Below are 16,720 nucleotides of genomic sequence, written 5' to 3' on the forward strand. Positions count from 1 at the left end.
CCGGAGAGGAGTTTTCCATGTCGATTACGGCGCATCAGGTAGTTACCTTGCACTATGTCCTCAGCGACGTGCTCAACGATGGCAGCAAGCAGGTATTGGATGACTCCCAAGCGCGCAATAAGCCGCTAGAGTATTTGCATGGTCACGACAATATCGTGCCAGGGTTGGAGAGTGCGCTAGCAGGTCAAATCGTTGGCGCCGAGCTTAGCGTTCAACTAATGCCCGCAGATGCCTACGGTGTGCGTAACGAAGATTTGGTTCAGGAAGTCAGCCGTGGCTCTTTTGGTAACGCTGAGTTGGAACCGGGCAGCCGCTTTCAAACTGAGGGCGAAGCCGGGCCGCAAATTGTTACGGTACTCAAAGTCGATGGCGACCGCGTCACCGTCGATACCAATCACCCCCTGGCCGGGCGCACGCTGAACTATAAAGTCACCATTTTAGACGTACGCGAAGCTACCCGTGCAGAATTAGCCAAAGGCCATCCGTTACCACCAGGTACCGAACACAGTAAAGTCGAAGACCGCAAGGTGCTGTAGTGCTAATCACGCCCAAAAATTGATCAGTATCAATTTCCTGTTTAACCGCCTTCCCCCGCCTGCCGTAACTTGATCTAGGTCAGCATTCTTCTGCCGTTGAGTGACTAGTATGAACGCATACATCACGGCGGGGGGATTCACCATGTATTGGGATGACACAGTTATTTTCGGCTTAGTGACCGTCGCGTTAGTAATCGTTTTTATGCTGGGGTGGGTGGGCTTCGTGATTCGTGATCATCTACGTAAAGATGAGCGTAAAAAGTAGCTTTCCCACCTCATGTAAACCTTGTCAGGGGAGGGGGTTTGCTATCGCAGTAAACCTCCTGTTGCCAGCCCACCATGGGCTGGCTTTTTTTTGCCTGAAATGTGCTGAAAAGTTGCAATCGCATAGCGTGCGTTAATGAGCAATGCAAGGCGTGCTCTGGTAAAGTCCATTGAAGCAATGACTACACTAGGATGCTTTGTCATGAACGCAGTTGCCTTACACCACAGCCCGTGGGGTCGTGTACGTGATCGGTTAGCGTGCGCGTTAATTGTCGTGGGCATAATACTTCCCGCGACTGCCTTTGCCCAGGCAGTAAATATGATCAACGGCGATGTCACTCAAAAGGTCGCTTTAAGTGACTTGCACGACATGTCTGATACGACGTTTACACTCTATGACCCCTATCAAGGGCGCGATGTGGAGATGCAGGGCGTCGAGTTTCGCACCTTTCTGATTGAACAGTTTGGCGAAGTGCCCCCGGCGCTTCACTTTACCGCTTGGGACGACTACGAGGTTACCTTAGAAGGGTGGGACGACCCTAACTGGTACCTGATTAGCTCTGAGGATGGCGATCCGCTCACCATCCGTACGCGAGGCCCTGTGCGGCTGGTAGAGCGTGACTACAATAATCAGGGCAAGGGTGATCGCGACGTAGAAAACCTGCGTGAGTTCAATGACTGGATCTGGATGATTCGTAGCATAGAGGCGAAGTGGTGACATCCAAAACTAGGCCCGTCGCGCAGCCCACAGTTCGTCCCCGGCCTTTAGCTCGCCAGCACCGCTATTTTACGTGGTTATCATTGAGCTTGATGAGCTTTTTGGCACTTATGGTGTTGATTGTTTATGAATCGCGCTGGGTATACCCCGAAATACAGGCTTATTTCAGCCAGACGGGGAGCCTTACAGGTCAGCAGCTTTCTACTCGGGCACGGGTCTACCTACAAAATGCCCAATCCGAGCTATTGAGTGACCAGGCAGAGCAAGATGCGCTGGATGCCGCAGCCTTGGATATTGACCTGGCCTACGGCTTAGCCGATGTGCACATTTATCGGCGTGAATATACCTGCGTTGAGCCTAGTTTGAAGGAGTTGGATCGGCTGGTGGCGCTGCTCGTGGCGCGGGGCATTGACCGTATCGCTGCGGCGATGGCGTTGTTCGCACCGATTCAATGCTTAACCCATATTGAGATGGATCAGCTTGATCGTCGGGGCGCAGCGATTAACGATTTTTCCGAAAGCACCCGTCAGCATCGTCAGGTGCTGACTTACTCCAGTTTATTGATCTTTGTGATGGGATTGGCGTTTTGGTGGCTCCATGAGCGCCAGCTAAGACGCGCAGATCGCGCCACCCAAGAGACTTTCGAGTGGATGCAGCGTGCCATGCGCGACCCGCTCACCGGGATTGGCAATCGCAGCGCTTTACACCAGGATGTGTTGGCGAAGCAGCATCAATCGTTAGGGCTGATTCTGGTCGATATCGACTTTTTTAAACAGTACAACGATGCCTATGGGCATCCGCAAGGCGATACTCTTTTGCGCCAATTGGCCACATTGATTGGTGAAACGCTGAATGATGAAGCGCAGCTCTACCGCTTGGGAGGCGATGAGTTCGCGGCACTACTTCACTGCCCGAACACTGACACGCTGAAGCGTTACTGTCGTCAGCTAATTGAAGGGCTGCGGGAAGCTGATTTTGCCCACTCTGCCCATCCGGATAAAAAAGGCGTGACGTTAAGCGTTGGCGGGAGCTGTTTTGTAGCCGATGAAGCAACGTTTCCCTACGCTTACGAAGCCGCCGACAAAGCACTCTACCGGGTAAAAGCGATGGGCCGTGACGGTTGGCAGGTTACTGAAGACGCATAACGTCTGTGTACATAGGGGCGAGTCTGCCCAGCAGTTCATTACGTGCGCCAAGGGCAATACCCTCCGCCTGCATAGCCGCATCGAGATGTTCCACCAAGCGATTAAAATGCGCATCTGTTAGCCCCATATGTTGATGAGCACGATCCATCGGCGGGCCTTCATAGTGGCAGGGGCCATCGCTTACATCGCATAGCTGGCTGGCCAGGGATTCAGCAAATAAATCGATATTGGTGTTAGCAAAAAACACCACTACTTCGGGATCATCCGCAATTCGGTATAAGAGATTCTCGACCACCGTGTCGATAGTGCCCTGACCGCCAAGCCGTTCGTAAAGCGTTGTTGATTGAGTGGCTGACTGATGAGTGCAGCCTGCGAGCGTAATTGCGATTGTTGCAAAAGTAACCGTTATTAAACCACGGTGTGTCCGCTTGCATTTGTGTGGAAAGCTCATAGCGCCCCGCTTAGAAAGCTGCCTGAAGTGAAAGATAGCCGCCGCGTTGGGAAGGTAGGCCGGCAATGTCGCCTAAGTTCAACCACGCGCCCGTGAGTGATAAGTGCTTATTGAAGAAGTAGGCACTGTAGAGACTTTGCCAATCATCCTCTTTAGCTACGCTTAGGTTATCGGGTTTCTGACGATACTCTGCACCGACAACCCATTGCGGGGTAATAAAAACGCCCACGCTCCCCTCGGCCATCCACGAGCGGCTACTCTGATCGCCGCCAAAGCCAAGCAGACCGCCCTGGTTGGCATTGGTATTGCGCAGGGTGGCGTTGAATAGCACATTGCGCCCGGCAACAGCGCTAAACAGCAACTTGCTGGCGCTAAGATACATATCGGTACCGCTTGTTTTATCGGCACCGAGGGCGGTGGGAATGGTGCCATCAACCAGTCGTTTATGTTGCATCCCAACACTCCAAATGCCCCAAGGGTGATAGAGCACATCACCGAGCAAGCGCACCTTAGCACCGTAAATATCCTGGCCTAGCTCGCCACCCAGGGTGTCTAGATCAAGCGTTTGACGCGCCACTGAGACTTCAATACGGTCATAAACATTCAGGCTTGCGCCGGTCACTGTTAGCCGATAATCGTCCACCCAGGCATGGGTAGCGGCGGCAGTGACGCCGATTTCCTGTTCGCTGGCGGTGCTGGCCAGCACTGCCCAAGGCGATAAGCCACCCCCCGCGGCCCCTTCAATAGCACTCACTCCGCCCGTACTTACAATACGGCTACCGGCATAGGAGGGCATGGCCGCAAGCGCTAAACAGACCGCAAGGCAGCTGAAAAAAAAGTGCCGAAAGGGTGAACTGGATGGTGAAAACATAGATTGAAATAACATCATGGCTTTCTCTGGAACGCCTTTAGTAAGGAAGACATCGGGTGGGGCAAGGAGAGCGGCGTAAAATTATCCAACCATGCGGGGAGTTCATCAGCTGGCATTGGTTTAGCAATCCAATAGCCCTGTAAAAAGTCACAGCCAAGCTTGCTTAACAGCTCGGCGCTGGCGCGATTCTCGACGCCTTCGGCCACTAAGCGCAGTCCTAAGCTGTGGCCCATTTCGATGGTCGAGCTGACAATCGTCAAGTCATCTTTTTGGGAATCAATGGCCAACACGAACGATTTATCGATCTTGAGTTCATCCACGGGCAAGCGTTTGATTTGCGCTAGGGAAGAGTAGCCGGTGCCGTAATCGTCAATCGCGATACGCAGCCCTAGTTGGTTGAGCTCCATCAACGTGGCCATGGCGGCATCAACGTCCTGCATAACGGCACTTTCAGTGACTTCGATACTCAGGCGGGCAGGGGCAAGACGATAGCGCTCAAGCAGGCTAGCCAAATAAGCAGCTAATTGGCGATCCACCACATCACTGGCGGAGAGATTAACCGCTACCGATAAGTGGTAACCATGCTGCTGCCAAGCATGCAGTTGAGCGCAGACATTGGCTAACATCCAGTGGCTTAGCATGCTGATGCTTCCCGAACGCTCGGCCAAGCTAATAAACTCATCGGGTGGCACAAAACCTAACGACGGGTGACGCCAGCGCATCAACGCTTCGCACTGATCGACACGGCCGTTACGTGTGTTTACTTTGGGCTGGTAGGCCATCCACAGCTCACCGTTGCCCACCGCGTCCTGTAGGTCTCGAATCAAGGTGAGCTGGCGTAAATGATGCTCATCCTGTCCTTCCAAATAGCGTTGATGGGCGTGACGGTGGCGACGCGCCATATCGAGTGCGATGTCGGCACGCCGCAGCAGCAGTTGAGGGCTGTCGCCATGGTCGGGGTAATTAGTTTCGCCCGCCGAGAGTGACGGCGTGATAGGGAATTTATCAAGGTCGATAGGGTGGTGCAGCGTTGTAAAAAGGCGGGTTCGCCAGGCAAAGTCGCTTCTCGACTGCTTGACGAGTAGCAGTAATTCATCGCCATCCAGTCGGTAGGCAGTGCTCTCAGAGCCATCAAAGTGCTGCAAGCGCTTGGCCAGTGTGACTAGCACGTGATCCCCCAGCGCATAGCCGAAGGTGTCGTTGATGTCGCGAAAGTTGTTAATCGCCAGGCGAAGCAAGGTAAAAGGCTCACCGCGTTTGATCAAAAGGCTAATATCTTCTTGGGTGCTGATGCGGTTGGGCAGGTCGGTAAGGAGGTCGTGGCGAGACTGGTGATGAAGCGTCGCCTCGCGCTGAGCGATGCCTTCCTGCATGGCGATCAGTGTCGACGCCAAAAGCCCCGTTTCACTTCGCTCACTACCAATGGGTAGCTCGGTAAAACGTTCGCCGCGACCAATGCGCTGTGCCGCCTTCGCCAACTCCATTAACGGTTTGCTCATACTCCGGGCGCTCCACATAGCAATCAGCACGGTAAACAGCAGGATCAAAGCAATGATTCCCAGCAGTTGCCACTGCAGCGAGCGGTAAGCGCCAAGCAGCTCGTTGCGTGAGAGTTGTAACAACGCATAGGTCTGGTTGACGTCATCGGAATAGAGCTGAGACGCGTAGGTCAGGTACTCGGCATCCGGCGTCATCTGGCTGTGTAAGGCATATTCACCTTCGATTAGCTCATCGTCACGCCCGCTCATTAATTCCAGGGCCAGTTGCTCGGGATGAGAACTGGCAAGGTAGCTGATCTCGCCGTTGTCGCGATAGTTGACTACGCTGATGTCCAACCCGGTTAATGCATTAATCTCTTCCGTGACCGCTTCATTGATTAAAAAGCCCATACCCACCCAGCCAATCAGGTTGGGGGCACGCACTGGCAGCAGGGCAAACTCGTACGGCTGCCCTTCGGCGATGACGACGCTAACAGCTTCGCCTTCTTGGCTGGCTCGATCGAACAACTGCGGGAAAGGCATGGGGCTATTTTGCGCGTGATGGCTGCTTGCCAAAATACGCCCATCCAGGCCGCTGAGTAACACGATATCCGCCTTGGCTCGATCACCATGGTTGGCCAATACGGAGTAGAGCGTATCGGTGTCCTGGGTGGAAACGGCGCTTTTAAAACCGAAGTCATCGGCAAGAATGGCGACGTTATTAGCTAACTGCTCACCGCGTGCGTCCAGCAGTTGTTCCAATACATTGGCACCCACTTCTAAACGTTGGGAGCCTTTTGCAATGACGTCGTTTTGGGTCGCACGAAGAAACGCCACCCCGGTGGCGAGTTGCGAGACAATCACCACTGTCAGTAGCACGAGCATCAGGCGCGTTCTAAAGCGCATAGCAACCTCACTAAGTGGCGGATCGCGATCTCCTGAACACTGATAGGGGCTTAGGTGGCATCTTTAAATCGCTGCTGAAGTGGAGAGAGTGTTGGCGCTGGGGGTGGCAGCGCATTGAGTTTCAAGCTGACGTTTAATTGGTCGGTATCGGTAATGACGCCTTCCCACCAGACTTGTTGGCTGTCATCAAGCTGAGGGTGCCAAATCCGCACACGATGCTCACCTGGCGGCAGAGTAGGTAGCAAAAGCGTGCCTTCGGCAGCCGTTGTGGCCATATAGGGAGCGTCGCTAACGACAATAAAGGCCTGCATATGGTCGTGAATATTGCACCCCAAGACGACAATGCCCGCTCGGTCGAATTGAACTGGTGGTGGGGTTTCTTGCAGGTAGAGATTTAAATCAAAGGTTTTGGCCGGTGAAAAAGAGTAGACGTGATGGCGAGTCGTATCTTGGTTAGGAAATGCCACATAGCTGTCGGTCGATACGGTTAGCACCTTGGGGTGAAAGGCGGCATCGCGCTGGTAGATACTCTCTTGTTGGGGTGGATTTCCTGCTGAGGTGTCGTAATAGACCTCAACCACTGCGTCCTCAAGCAGTTGACCTTCAACACTACGCACCGTTACCTGGGCAGCATTAGCGGTGGAGACAAGTAGGGATGTGATTGCCACTACAAAAAACGGGGCAGTAAATACGCTGAAAAAGCCACTAAAAGGGCTACGTTGTTGTGTTGGCATTCAGATTGGCATCCCGCATTAAGCTGGCAAAGTGTTAAGCCTAATAGTGGATGGATTATGCAAGAAAGTCATGCCTTTGGCTTAACGGTAAGCCAATACTTGTGGATTTATCCTTAACTTTGCTTTTGTTTTATTAGGTGCTGTGGCACTCGCACCAGTGACCACGTTAGCTTTTACCGATTAGATGGGCAGGATAGTGCTTAACGCAATGCTGGCTGGCGCCAAGTGTCCCGCCAGGCATACATGACGCGCTCTGGGTACCAGGTTTCTCCCAGGCTGCGTCTGGCGCTGCACGTCATCACCAATAAAACGCGCTAGCGGCGTGCCCATACGTTCACGCCACTGGGCTTGTCTCTACAAGCCCAGCGCCGCTCAGCGTTACTGCCTTAGCTAGCTTTCTCACGCAAAAAGTCGATGATTTGATCCGCAGGCACCATGGTGGCTTCGCTATCCCGACGTCCTTTATATTCCAGTTCGCCGTTGTCCAGGCCGCGGTCGCCGATTACCAGGCGGTGAGGAACGCCCATCAGCTCCAAGTCGGCAAATTTAACGCCGGGCCGGGTGTCTCGGTCATCCAGCAAGACGTCTAAGCCAGCGGCGGTGAGTGCTTGGTAAAGACGTTCAGACTCTTCGCGAACACGCTGGGATTTGTGTGCATTCATCGGCACCAGTGCCACCTGGAAGGGCGCAATAGCGTTAGGCCAGATAATGCCGGATTCATCGTGGTTCTGCTCAATGGCCGCGGCGACCACACGGGTCACGCCGATGCCGTAGCAACCCATCCAAGGATGGCTGGTTTTGCCGTTGTCGCCCAGTACGTTGGCGTTCATGGCCTGGGAGTACTTTTGGCCAAGCTGGAAGACGTGGCCAACCTCGATGCCGCGCTTGATAGAGAGCGTGCCTTGACCGTCGGGAGAAGGGTCGCCTTCCACCACATTGCGTAGGTCGGCCACCTCGGGAAGGGCAACATCACGCTCCCAGTTAATGCCGAAATAGTGTTTGCCTTCAATATTGGCACCCGCGCCAAAGTCGCTCATCAGGGCAACGCTGCGGTCGGCAATAATGGGCATATCAAGGTTCACCGGGCCAAGCGAGCCAAAGCCTGCACCAACTGCTGCGCGAATTTCTTCTTCGCTGCCCATGGTCAGCGGGGCCGCCACTTGGGGAAGGTTCTCTGCTTTTACCTCGTTCAGCTCATGATCACCGCGCACCAATAGGGCAATCAGGCCACCTTCAGCGGCACGTACGATGAGGGTCTTGACCGTTTTCTCGATCGGCAGATCAAACTGCTCAACCAGGGCGGCGATGGTCTTGGCATTAGGTGTATCTACCAGATGCATCTCTTGGGTAGGTGCTTCGCGCTGTATGTCGCTGCCCACCGGAGCAGGCAGGGCTTCGGCCTTTTCCATGTTTGCGGCGTAGTCGGAGGCGTTGGAGAATACGATATCGTCTTCGCCCGAGTCGGCCAGTACGTGGAATTCATGGGAGCCGGTGCCGCCGATAGAGCCGTTGTCGGCAATTACCGGGCGAAAGTCGAGGCCTAGTCGCGTGAAAATGCGTGTGTAAGCATCATACATATCCTGGTAGGTCTGCTTCAGCGAGGCTTCATCCAGGTGGAAGGAGTAAGCATCCTTCATGATGAACTCGCGGGAGCGCATTACCCCAAAGCGTGGGCGAATCTCGTCACGGAACTTGGTCTGAATCTGATAGAAATTGACCGGCAGCTGTTTATAGCTGGCAATCTCTTTGCGCACCAGGTCGGTGATCACTTCTTCGTGGGTCGGGCCGACGCAGTAGTCGCGGTCGTGGCGATCTTTCAGGCGTAACAGCTCGGGGCCATACTGCTCCCAACGGCCAGACTCCTGCCAAAGCTCAGCGGGCTGCACGGCGGGCATCAGTACCTCTTGAGCACCGGCACGGTTCATCTCTTCGCGCACAATGGCTTCCACTTTACGCAGGGTGCGCAGGCCAAGTGGCAGCCAGGTGTATAGCCCTGAGGTTAAACGGCGAATCATCCCGGCACGGAGCATTAGCTGGTGGCTAATGACTTCGGCGTCAGCCGGGGTTTCTTTGAGAGTGGCAATCAGTAATTGGCTGGCGCGCATGGGCGTGAGCATTCCTTAGGTTTTTGAAAACAGGGTTGTTGAAAACCTGGTTCTTGAAAGCTGGGTTCTTGAAAAAGTGCTTGGAAGCGTTGAATGGGGACATTGTACGGTCTAGCGGTTAAAGCGGCAAAATAGTGCTTATGTTCAAATGATCTATGCTTTTGGATGGCTGTGCTAAACTGATCGAGTTTTGTGGCGCGATAGTCGGCAAAAACGCAAGCGCAATACGCTATATCGACTATCGTTACTTTTGTATTTGAGGGAACCTTCATGCATCAAGCAGTTCGTCGCTGGTTGACTGGCGCCGTGGTTGGCGTTTCCATCGTGTCATTGAGTGGTTGTGGTACGCTTTTTCACCCTGAGCGTAAAGGGCAATTGAGCGGTGATATTGATCCGGTTATTGCTGTCGCCAATGGGGTCGGTTTGCTGTTTTTTATTGTACCCGGAGTGATTGCCTACGCCGTGGATTTCTCTAATGGCACCATCTATCTGCCGGGCCGCAACAGCGCCTCAGTAGATGTTCACCACTTAGACGACGCTATGGATGTGGCTTCCCTGGAAAAATTGCTCTCTGAAACAGCTGGTCAGCCGGTGAGCTTAGAGAGCGAGTTGGTCATGATCGAGGAGGTGAGCAGCTTGGATGAAGCGTTGGCCATGGTGCGTATGTCGGGCGTGTTAGACCAAGAGAAACTCTCAGCGATGTAACGTTCGCTATTGATCGCTAAAACCCAGCCATGTGTCACGCTTGGCTGGGTTTTTTCATGTCGTGCAAGTGTTTAAGCATACTGGGGAGGATTGGGTACGCTGGGAAAGCGCGGCGGGTGCGCTTCCATGTAGGCGTGGCAGGCACGCAGTACCCGCACATCATCATACTTGCCACCCGCAAGCTGAAAACCCACCGGTAAACCGTTATCGGTAAAACCACAGGGCACTGACGCGGCGGGCTGCTGGCTAAGGTTAAAAGGATAGCTAAAGGGCGCCCACTCTTCCCAGTCCCGCATATCGCTGCTGAGGGGAACTTCCTGGTTAATTTCAAACGGCGGTATCGCCACCGAGGGGGTCATCAGTAGATGATACTCTTGGTTAAAGTGCTCCAGGAGCTGGGTTAACTCCGCACGATCTGCCAAGGCACGAAACAGTTCAACGGCTTTCCAGGGTTCGGCCTCACGGGCATTGGCCACCATGCCGGGATCCAGCAGCGTACGCTGGTGATCATCCATTTGTGACCACTGCTCTAAAGAGGCGGTAAACCACAGCTTACGGAAGGTATCCAGCGGTGACGAAAAGCCGGGATGCACTTCGACGATTTCAGCGCCCAACGCCTCCAGTCTGCCGGCTGCTTCTCGCACGCGTTCGGCAACCTGTGGATCTACCTTGGCGTAGCCAAGATCAGCCGAGTAGCCAATCCGTAGTCCGGTTAAACCTTTATCCAAATCCATCCCCCAGCACTCGGGCTGCCCGCGGGTGGCGTAAGGGTCACGGTAGTCGTAACGGCCCATCACATTGAGCATGCTAACCGCATCCCGCACGGTGCGCGTTAACGGCCCCAGGTGCGATAGGCTGGGTTCTTTAGCTGGAGGCCATTGGGGCGTCCAGCCAAATGTGGGTTTGAAGCCAAAAACACCGGTGAACGCCGCGGGGATACGTATGGATCCGCCGGAGTCGCCGCCCTGGTGCAGTACCCCCATATTGAGTGCCGCAGCAGCGGCGGCCCCGCCGGAAGAACCGCCGGGGGTTAACCGAGTATCCCAGGGGTTAGCCGTGGCACCGAAGACACGGTTATCGGTCACGGCTTTCCAGCCAAATTCGGGCGTGTTGGTTTTACCTAAAATGACGGCGCCTGCTTCACGCAGCATGCGTGCGGGTGGCGCATCGGTGTCACATAGCGCTTCAGAAGAGGTTAACGAGCCTTCTCGGCAGGGCATGCCTGCCACTTGGGTCAGGTCTTTAAGCGATACCGGCACCCCGTCGATGGGGCTTAGCGGCTTGCCTTGCCCCCAGCGCCGCGCCGAGGCTTTGGCCGCCGATTCCGCACCTTCAGCATCTACATACACATAGGCGTTAACGTCTGGGTTGAAGCGCTCGATTCGATCAAGAGCGACACGAGTCGCTTCTAGCGGGGAGGCCTCTCGGCTTGCAAACAAGTGAGCTAGGGTCTGGGCATCTAAACTGCCAAGATCGGTATCGCTCATTGCACACTCCTTACGTAGGCTGGGGCTTGGGTAAAGGAGTTTAAGCGTAGGCAAGCATTACCGGGCGTGCAAAAACCGCTGAATCGTAGGCTGACTCTTTGTATCCACTTCAGGAGGCTTGAGCGCGTAGCCAAGCTATTTCATCGGCCCATATCTCGGGTTCGATGGTCTCCAGTATCATTGGAATGCCGTTAATCCGTGGTTCCTGCATGATGGTGGTAAAGGCAGGTAGGCCAATATTGCCTTTGCCCAGGCTATGGTGGCGATCCACGCGGCTGGCAAGGTTGCTTTTGGCATCGTTTAAATGCATACCGCGCAGATACTCAAAGCCGACCACGCTGTCTAGCTCATCAAGCGTTGCTTGGGTGGCCTCTGTCGTACGTAGATCATAGCCCGCCGCAAAGGCGTGGCAGGTGTCAATACACACCCCCACGCGAGTTTTATCGTCCACGTGGGCAATGATCTCGGCCAAATGCTCGAAGCGCCAACCCAGGTTAGTGCCTTGGCCAGCGGTATTTTCAATGACTGCGGTAACGCCTTGGGTATGCGTTAGCGCTTCGTTAACGGATTCTGCAATACGCTTTAAGCAGTCGCTTTCGCTGATTTTGTTCAAATGGCTGCCAGGGTGAAAATTAAGCAGCGTCAGCCCCAACTGCTCGCAGCGCTGCATCTCATCCAGAAACGCATCGCGGGATTTGCGCAGCCCTTCCTGCTCGGGGTGACCCAGATTAATCAGATAGCTGTCGTGGGGCAAAATCTGCTCTGCAGAAAAGTTGTGCTCGGCACAGGCATCGCGAAAGGCTTGAATCGCCTCATCGGTGAGCGGTTTACCTTTCCATTGACGCTGATTTTTGGTGAATAGCGCAAACGCATCCGCACCGATTTCCACTGCTCGCTGCACGGCTTGGTCTGCGCCGCCAGCGGCGCTCACATGGGCTCCTAGGTACTTCACGGTGGACTCCTTGTCAGTGTGTGAACTTATAAGTTGTTAGAGTTTATCAATGGCTGTCTAAAAAGCGCTTGAACGCGGCGGGTTCATCGGTGATGACACTGCCGATGCCCCACTCCCAGCGGCTATGAAAGGCACTGGGGTCATTGGCGGTATAGCACAATATTTGATAGCCATCGCGCTGCATAGCTTCGGCTTGGGCGCGCTTCAAACGCGGCCAGTGGGGGTGCACGCTAAAAGCCTCAATGGCCTCGCACTGCTCACGCCAACTTTTGGGCACGCTACCGAACAGCACACCCAGGGCCAGCCGTTCTTTGCTGGCAAATTGACGGCAGTGGCCAAGAGCCGCGGCATTGAAGGAGGAGATAATCAAGCGCTCGGGGGGGAGAGTGTCGAGCATTTCCGGCAGCGCGCGTTCCACCAGCGCGATGGGGTCGCGGCCTTTGTTGACCTTGATTTCCATATTGGCGCCCATTTCCAGCTCGTTAAGCAGTGCCAACATCTCGCTGAGGCTAGGCATCTTCTCACCCGCAAAACGATCGTCAAACCAAGCCCCGGCATCCAGGGTTTGCGCCTGCGCCCAGCTCATGGAGGCGAGTCCGCCCCGTCCGTTTGAGCAGCGTGCTACATCGCCGTCGTGCCAAATCACCGGGGTGCCATCACCCAGTAGCTGCACATCCAGCTCTACCCATGTGGCTCCCGCTTCATAGGCGGCGCGCACCGCGGCGAGGGTGTTTTCAGGGGCAGCGGCGGAGTAGCCGCGGTGGGCAATCAGCGCGGGGAGTTGAATAGCGGGATGCGTCATGACAAATCTCTAAGCCTTAGACGATAAAGAAGCGCTAATACTAGCATGGGCGCATGACAGCAGGATTGCATTGCCTCGCGTTCTAGTGGGTAAAAATACGCTAGCGTGCTAGCTTGATTTAAATGCCATGACGCGCTTGTATAGCAGCACCTGTTGCCATGCTTAGCATTATTCAGAGATGGCGTATCAACTCGAATAATAGCCGAATTACACAATAAGGAGTCCTAATGTCTCAGCGTATTCAATTTGCCCGCACCGGCGGTTCTGAGGTACTTGAACTGGTCGACGTTACCCCTGCTGAACCTGGCCAGGGTGAAGTACGTATTGCTAATAAAGCCGTTGGCCTTAATTTTATCGACATCTATTTTCGTACCGGGCTCTATCCAACCCCTTCCATGCCTTCTGGTCTAGGCACCGAAGGTGCAGGCGTGGTCGATGCGGTTGGCGAAGGAGTCACACACCTTCAGGTTGGCGATCGCGTGGCCTATGCCCAAGGCCCGTTGGGCGCCTATGCTGAACTGCATACGCTGCCAGCGGCTAAAGTGGTCAAGCTACCCGACTTCGTTGATTTCGACACCGCAGCGGCGAGTATGCTCAAGGGCCTTACCGTGCAGTATCTGCTGCGCCAAACCTATGAACTAAAAGGTGGCGAAACCATTCTATTTCACGCCGCAGCGGGCGGGGTAGGTTCGATTGCCTGCCAGTGGGCGAAGTCGTTAGGCGTTAAGCTGATCGGCACAGTCAGTTCACAGGAAAAAGCGGATCTAGCCATGGCCAACGGTGCCTGGGCGACAATTAATTACAGCGAAGAGAACGTGGTAGAGCGCGTACGCGAGCTTACCAACGGCGATATGTGCGATGTGGTGTACGATTCGGTGGGTAAAGACACCTGGGAAATGTCACTGGACTGCCTGAAGCCCCGTGGTCTGATGGTCAGCTTTGGCAACGCGTCTGGCCCGGTGGAGGGCGTTAATATCGGCATTCTGAATCAGAAGGGCGCACTTTACGTGACCCGCCCCAGCCTGAATGGCTACGCCGACACCCGCGAGCGTTTGGAGATGATGTGCGAAGAGTTTTTCGCCATGATTGAAAGCGGTAAGGTCAACATTGATATCGCCAACCGCTACCCACTTGCAGAAGCTGGCAAAGCCCAAGACGCCCTGCAAAGCCGCAAGACCACGGGCTCAACTATTCTTTTGCCGTAGCGAATTCGTTTTATCCGACGATAGAGCTTTGAGAGCAGCAGCAGGGGCAGCCTGAAGCGGTTGGCCAGGGCCCCGTGAAGTTTCCTATATCTCAAAGGCTGCACGCATCGCTATAAGATTGTTGATGCTCACATTATTGTTGAGCGCCAAAAGTAAGCGCTTTTATTAGCCCGCTTTACCCTTCATTACACTACCGATATGAAGCTCGGCTTTGCCGAGCTTTTGTCCCTTTTGGCTATGTGTTTATAGGCTTTGCGTATGCAGGGTCTATACCTCTGTATAGTAAACGTCTAATGTGCAGAAGAAATAGTCATGTTAAAGCGTGTTTTGCATCAATCGCATGGTGAACTTTCAAACGCCAGCAAGGGAGTGGGAAAAGGATGTCGGCTGAGGACATAAGTGTTGAGGGCTCAAGCGCTGAGGGCTCCGGTATTGAAAACGTAAGTATTGAAGCATTGGATCTTGGCGGGTTAACGCTTACACCTAGCACACTGGTGTTTATCGTACTTGGGCTAACGCTCGCCGCGTTTATATGGGGACGCTTTCGTTATGACTTAGTGGCGCTGGCAGCGTTGTTGGGTTCGGTCATGCTGGGGCTTGTGCCGGCCGAAAGCGCTTTCGCCGGTTTCGGCCATCCGGCGGTGATTACCGTGGCCGCTGTACTGGTGCTTAGCCGAGGGTTTGAGCGCTCGGGCGTGGTCGATATTATTGCCAACCAAGTGCTTAAAGTGGGGGAAAACCTGCTGCTCCAACTCCTGGTGCTGGTGGGTACCATTGTTGTGCTGTCAGGTATTATGAATAATGTGGGCGCCCTGGCACTGCTGCTACCGGTAGCTATGCGGCTTGCCCGCGAACACAACACCTCGCCTTCCTTACTGCTTATGCCCCTGGCGTTTGGCTCTCTGCTCGGCGGCCTGACCACGATGATTGGTACCCCACCCAATATCATTATTTCCAGTTATCGCCGTGATGTGACAGATGAAGCATTTAGTATGTTTAGCTTCTCGCCTGTAGGCATCGTAGTTGCGCTGGCGGGGCTGGCCTTTATTGTTCTGGTGGGCTGGCGCTTGACGCCCAAGCGTAGCGGCCAGGCCTCTACGGATGAAATGTTCGATACCGCCAACTATTTAGTCGAATTGAAAGTAGGCGAAGAGTCGAAGGCCAAGGGGCTAACGCTACAACAGTTGCGCGACGAACTGGACGAAACCATTCCCGTGTTAGCGGTGGTGCGTGATGACAACCGCCGTGCAGGCTATAACTTCCACGGCGCACTGGAAGAGGGCGATATTCTGCTATTAGAAGCAGGGCCTGATGAGCTTCAAATGCTGGAAGACAAAGTAGGGCTAAGCGCGATTGCAGAGTTGGAGGAAGACCCTGAGGCGGAGGATGCTGAGCCTACGGAGAGTGATAAGGATCCTGTGAATAAGAAAGATTCTGCGCAGGATCGACAGCCCGTGGATACCGAGGGCCTGCAACTGATCGAGGCCGTGGTGCGTAACGACTCAATGATGATTAACCGCAGCGTACGCCAGCTACGCTTAAACCATCAGTTTGGCCTGCACTTGGTGGCTGTCGCACGGGATGGCGGGCGCTTGAAGCAGCGGTTGCGGGATATTCGTTTTAAAAACGGTGATGTTTTGCTCCTCCAGGGCAGTGAAAACGAGATGTCAGATAGCCTGGCCTCGCTTGGGTGTCTACCCCTGGCTAGCCGTGAACTGCATCTGGGGCAGCCACGCAAACTTGCTATGTCGATTGCTATTTTTGCCTTGGCAATCGTCGCCATGCTGTTTGATCTACTCCCCGCAGCGGTGGCCATGAGTAGTGCGGCACTGATTTCGCTCCTGATTGGCGTGTTACCACTCCGGGAAGGGTATCAGGCCATTGATGGCCCCGTCATAGTGCTGCTCGCGGCGATGATTCCCGTGGGCGAAGCATTAGAAACCAGTGGAGGTGCAGATTTGATTGCTAACGCGCTGCTCAGTTTTGGCAGCGATTGGCCGGTGGTGGTGACCATGATAGGGCTGTTTTTACTCTCTATGCTGCTCTCCAATGTGGTTAACAATGCGGCGGCTGCGCTACTGATGGCACCGATTGCGGTGAGCTTAGCCAATGGCTTTGACGTCTCACTGGATCCGTTTTTGATGGTCGTAGCTGTTAGCGCTTCCTGTGCGTTTTTAACCCCTATTGGGCACCAATCCAATACGCTGGTGCTTGGGCCTGGCGGCTACCGCTTTGGTGATTATTGGAAACTGGGCTTGCCGCTATCACTGGTGGTGCTGGTGGTTGCTATCCCAATGATCCTATGGGTGTGGCCGCTTTAATAGGCGAGGTCGCCGCTTGGTCTGTCGGTTTGGCACCTGC

At 54.4% G+C, this 16,720-nt stretch carries 16 protein-coding genes; 7 read left to right on the top strand and 9 right to left on the bottom strand.

What is annotated here, in order from left to right:
• Positions 1-17 precede the first annotated feature (17 nt).
• From RO22_RS11470 to RO22_RS11480, 4 genes are all read left to right on the top strand, one after another.
• Positions 18-536, top strand: a complete 519-nt coding sequence (locus RO22_RS11470; RefSeq protein ID WP_039858286.1) for a peptidylprolyl isomerase — start codon at positions 18-20, stop codon at positions 534-536.
• 109 nt (positions 537-645) lie between these two features.
• Positions 646-801, top strand: coding sequence for a cytochrome c oxidase subunit CcoM (ccoM, locus tag RO22_RS24750; protein WP_022523728.1), 156 nt, complete (start codon positions 646-648; stop codon positions 799-801).
• Between the two features lie 201 nt (positions 802-1,002).
• Positions 1,003-1,518, top strand: coding sequence for a hypothetical protein (locus RO22_RS25005; protein WP_022523727.1), 516 nt, complete (start codon positions 1,003-1,005; stop codon positions 1,516-1,518).
• A gap of 92 nt (positions 1,519-1,610) precedes the next feature.
• Complete coding sequence (locus tag RO22_RS11480; RefSeq protein WP_027959222.1) at positions 1,611-2,663, top strand: sensor domain-containing diguanylate cyclase; 1,053 nt, start codon at positions 1,611-1,613, stop codon at positions 2,661-2,663.
• Here the strand turns inward: RO22_RS11480 and RO22_RS11485 are convergent.
• The 6 genes from RO22_RS11485 to RO22_RS11505 form a co-directional block, all read right to left on the bottom strand.
• A complete protein-coding gene (locus RO22_RS11485) occupies positions 2,647-3,114 on the bottom strand; it encodes a group I truncated hemoglobin (RefSeq protein ID WP_027959223.1) in 468 nt (155 codons plus the stop codon). The genes RO22_RS11480 and RO22_RS11485 overlap by 17 nt on opposite strands.
• A 10-nt stretch (positions 3,115-3,124) precedes the next feature.
• Positions 3,125-4,003 (bottom strand): DUF3034 family protein, encoded by an 879-nt coding sequence (locus tag RO22_RS11490; protein WP_223827962.1) that lies wholly within the window; start codon positions 4,001-4,003, stop codon positions 3,125-3,127.
• Positions 4,000-6,369 (bottom strand): EAL domain-containing protein, encoded by a 2,370-nt coding sequence (locus RO22_RS11495; RefSeq protein WP_027959225.1) that lies wholly within the window; start codon positions 6,367-6,369, stop codon positions 4,000-4,002. The genes RO22_RS11490 and RO22_RS11495 overlap by 4 nt, the downstream gene beginning before the upstream one ends.
• A 50-nt stretch (positions 6,370-6,419) precedes the next feature.
• Positions 6,420-7,103, bottom strand: coding sequence for a Cupredoxin (locus RO22_RS11500; RefSeq protein WP_009286503.1), 684 nt, complete (start codon positions 7,101-7,103; stop codon positions 6,420-6,422).
• 180 nt (positions 7,104-7,283) lie between these two features.
• Positions 7,284-7,433, bottom strand: a complete 150-nt coding sequence (locus tag RO22_RS24675; RefSeq protein WP_155705810.1) for a hypothetical protein — start codon at positions 7,431-7,433, stop codon at positions 7,284-7,286.
• Between the two features lie 56 nt (positions 7,434-7,489).
• Positions 7,490-9,208 carry a proline--tRNA ligase gene (locus RO22_RS11505; protein WP_027959226.1) on the bottom strand — a complete coding sequence of 573 codons (1,719 nt, stop codon included), beginning with the start codon at positions 9,206-9,208 and terminating at the stop codon, positions 7,490-7,492.
• A 270-nt stretch (positions 9,209-9,478) separates the two neighbouring features.
• Between RO22_RS11505 and RO22_RS11510 the strand changes: the two genes are divergently transcribed.
• Positions 9,479-9,913 carry a hypothetical protein gene (locus tag RO22_RS11510; RefSeq protein WP_009286505.1) on the top strand — a complete coding sequence of 145 codons (435 nt, stop codon included), beginning with the start codon at positions 9,479-9,481 and terminating at the stop codon, positions 9,911-9,913.
• A 71-nt stretch (positions 9,914-9,984) separates the two neighbouring features.
• On the opposite strand, the gene RO22_RS11515 is transcribed toward RO22_RS11510, so the two are convergent.
• The 3 genes from RO22_RS11515 to RO22_RS11525 all read right to left on the bottom strand — a co-directional run bounded on the left by RO22_RS11515 (position 9,985) and on the right by RO22_RS11525 (position 13,154).
• On the bottom strand, positions 9,985-11,400 hold the full coding sequence (locus RO22_RS11515; RefSeq protein ID WP_027959227.1) for an amidase: 1,416 nt from the start codon (positions 11,398-11,400) through the stop codon (positions 9,985-9,987).
• A gap of 109 nt (positions 11,401-11,509) precedes the next feature.
• A complete protein-coding gene (gene nfo, locus RO22_RS11520) occupies positions 11,510-12,352 on the bottom strand; it encodes a deoxyribonuclease IV (protein WP_009286506.1) in 843 nt (280 codons plus the stop codon).
• Positions 12,353-12,398: 46 nt separating this feature from the next.
• A complete protein-coding gene (locus tag RO22_RS11525) occupies positions 12,399-13,154 on the bottom strand; it encodes a glycerophosphodiester phosphodiesterase family protein (RefSeq protein ID WP_041158387.1) in 756 nt (251 codons plus the stop codon).
• Between the two features lie 227 nt (positions 13,155-13,381).
• Here RO22_RS11525 and RO22_RS11530 point away from each other — a divergent pair, with 227 nt between their 5' ends.
• Both RO22_RS11530 and RO22_RS11535 read left to right on the top strand, forming a co-directional pair.
• Positions 13,382-14,359 carry an NADPH:quinone reductase gene (locus RO22_RS11530; protein WP_009286508.1) on the top strand — a complete coding sequence of 326 codons (978 nt, stop codon included), beginning with the start codon at positions 13,382-13,384 and terminating at the stop codon, positions 14,357-14,359.
• Between the two features lie 380 nt (positions 14,360-14,739).
• Positions 14,740-16,680 carry an SLC13 family permease gene (locus RO22_RS11535; RefSeq protein ID WP_022523715.1) on the top strand — a complete coding sequence of 647 codons (1,941 nt, stop codon included), beginning with the start codon at positions 14,740-14,742 and terminating at the stop codon, positions 16,678-16,680.
• Positions 16,681-16,720: the final 40 nt, after the last annotated feature.

Origin of the sequence: Halomonas sp. KHS3, from assembly GCF_000830495.1 — a bacterium.
GTDB lineage: Bacteria > Pseudomonadota > Gammaproteobacteria > Pseudomonadales > Halomonadaceae > Vreelandella > Vreelandella titanicae.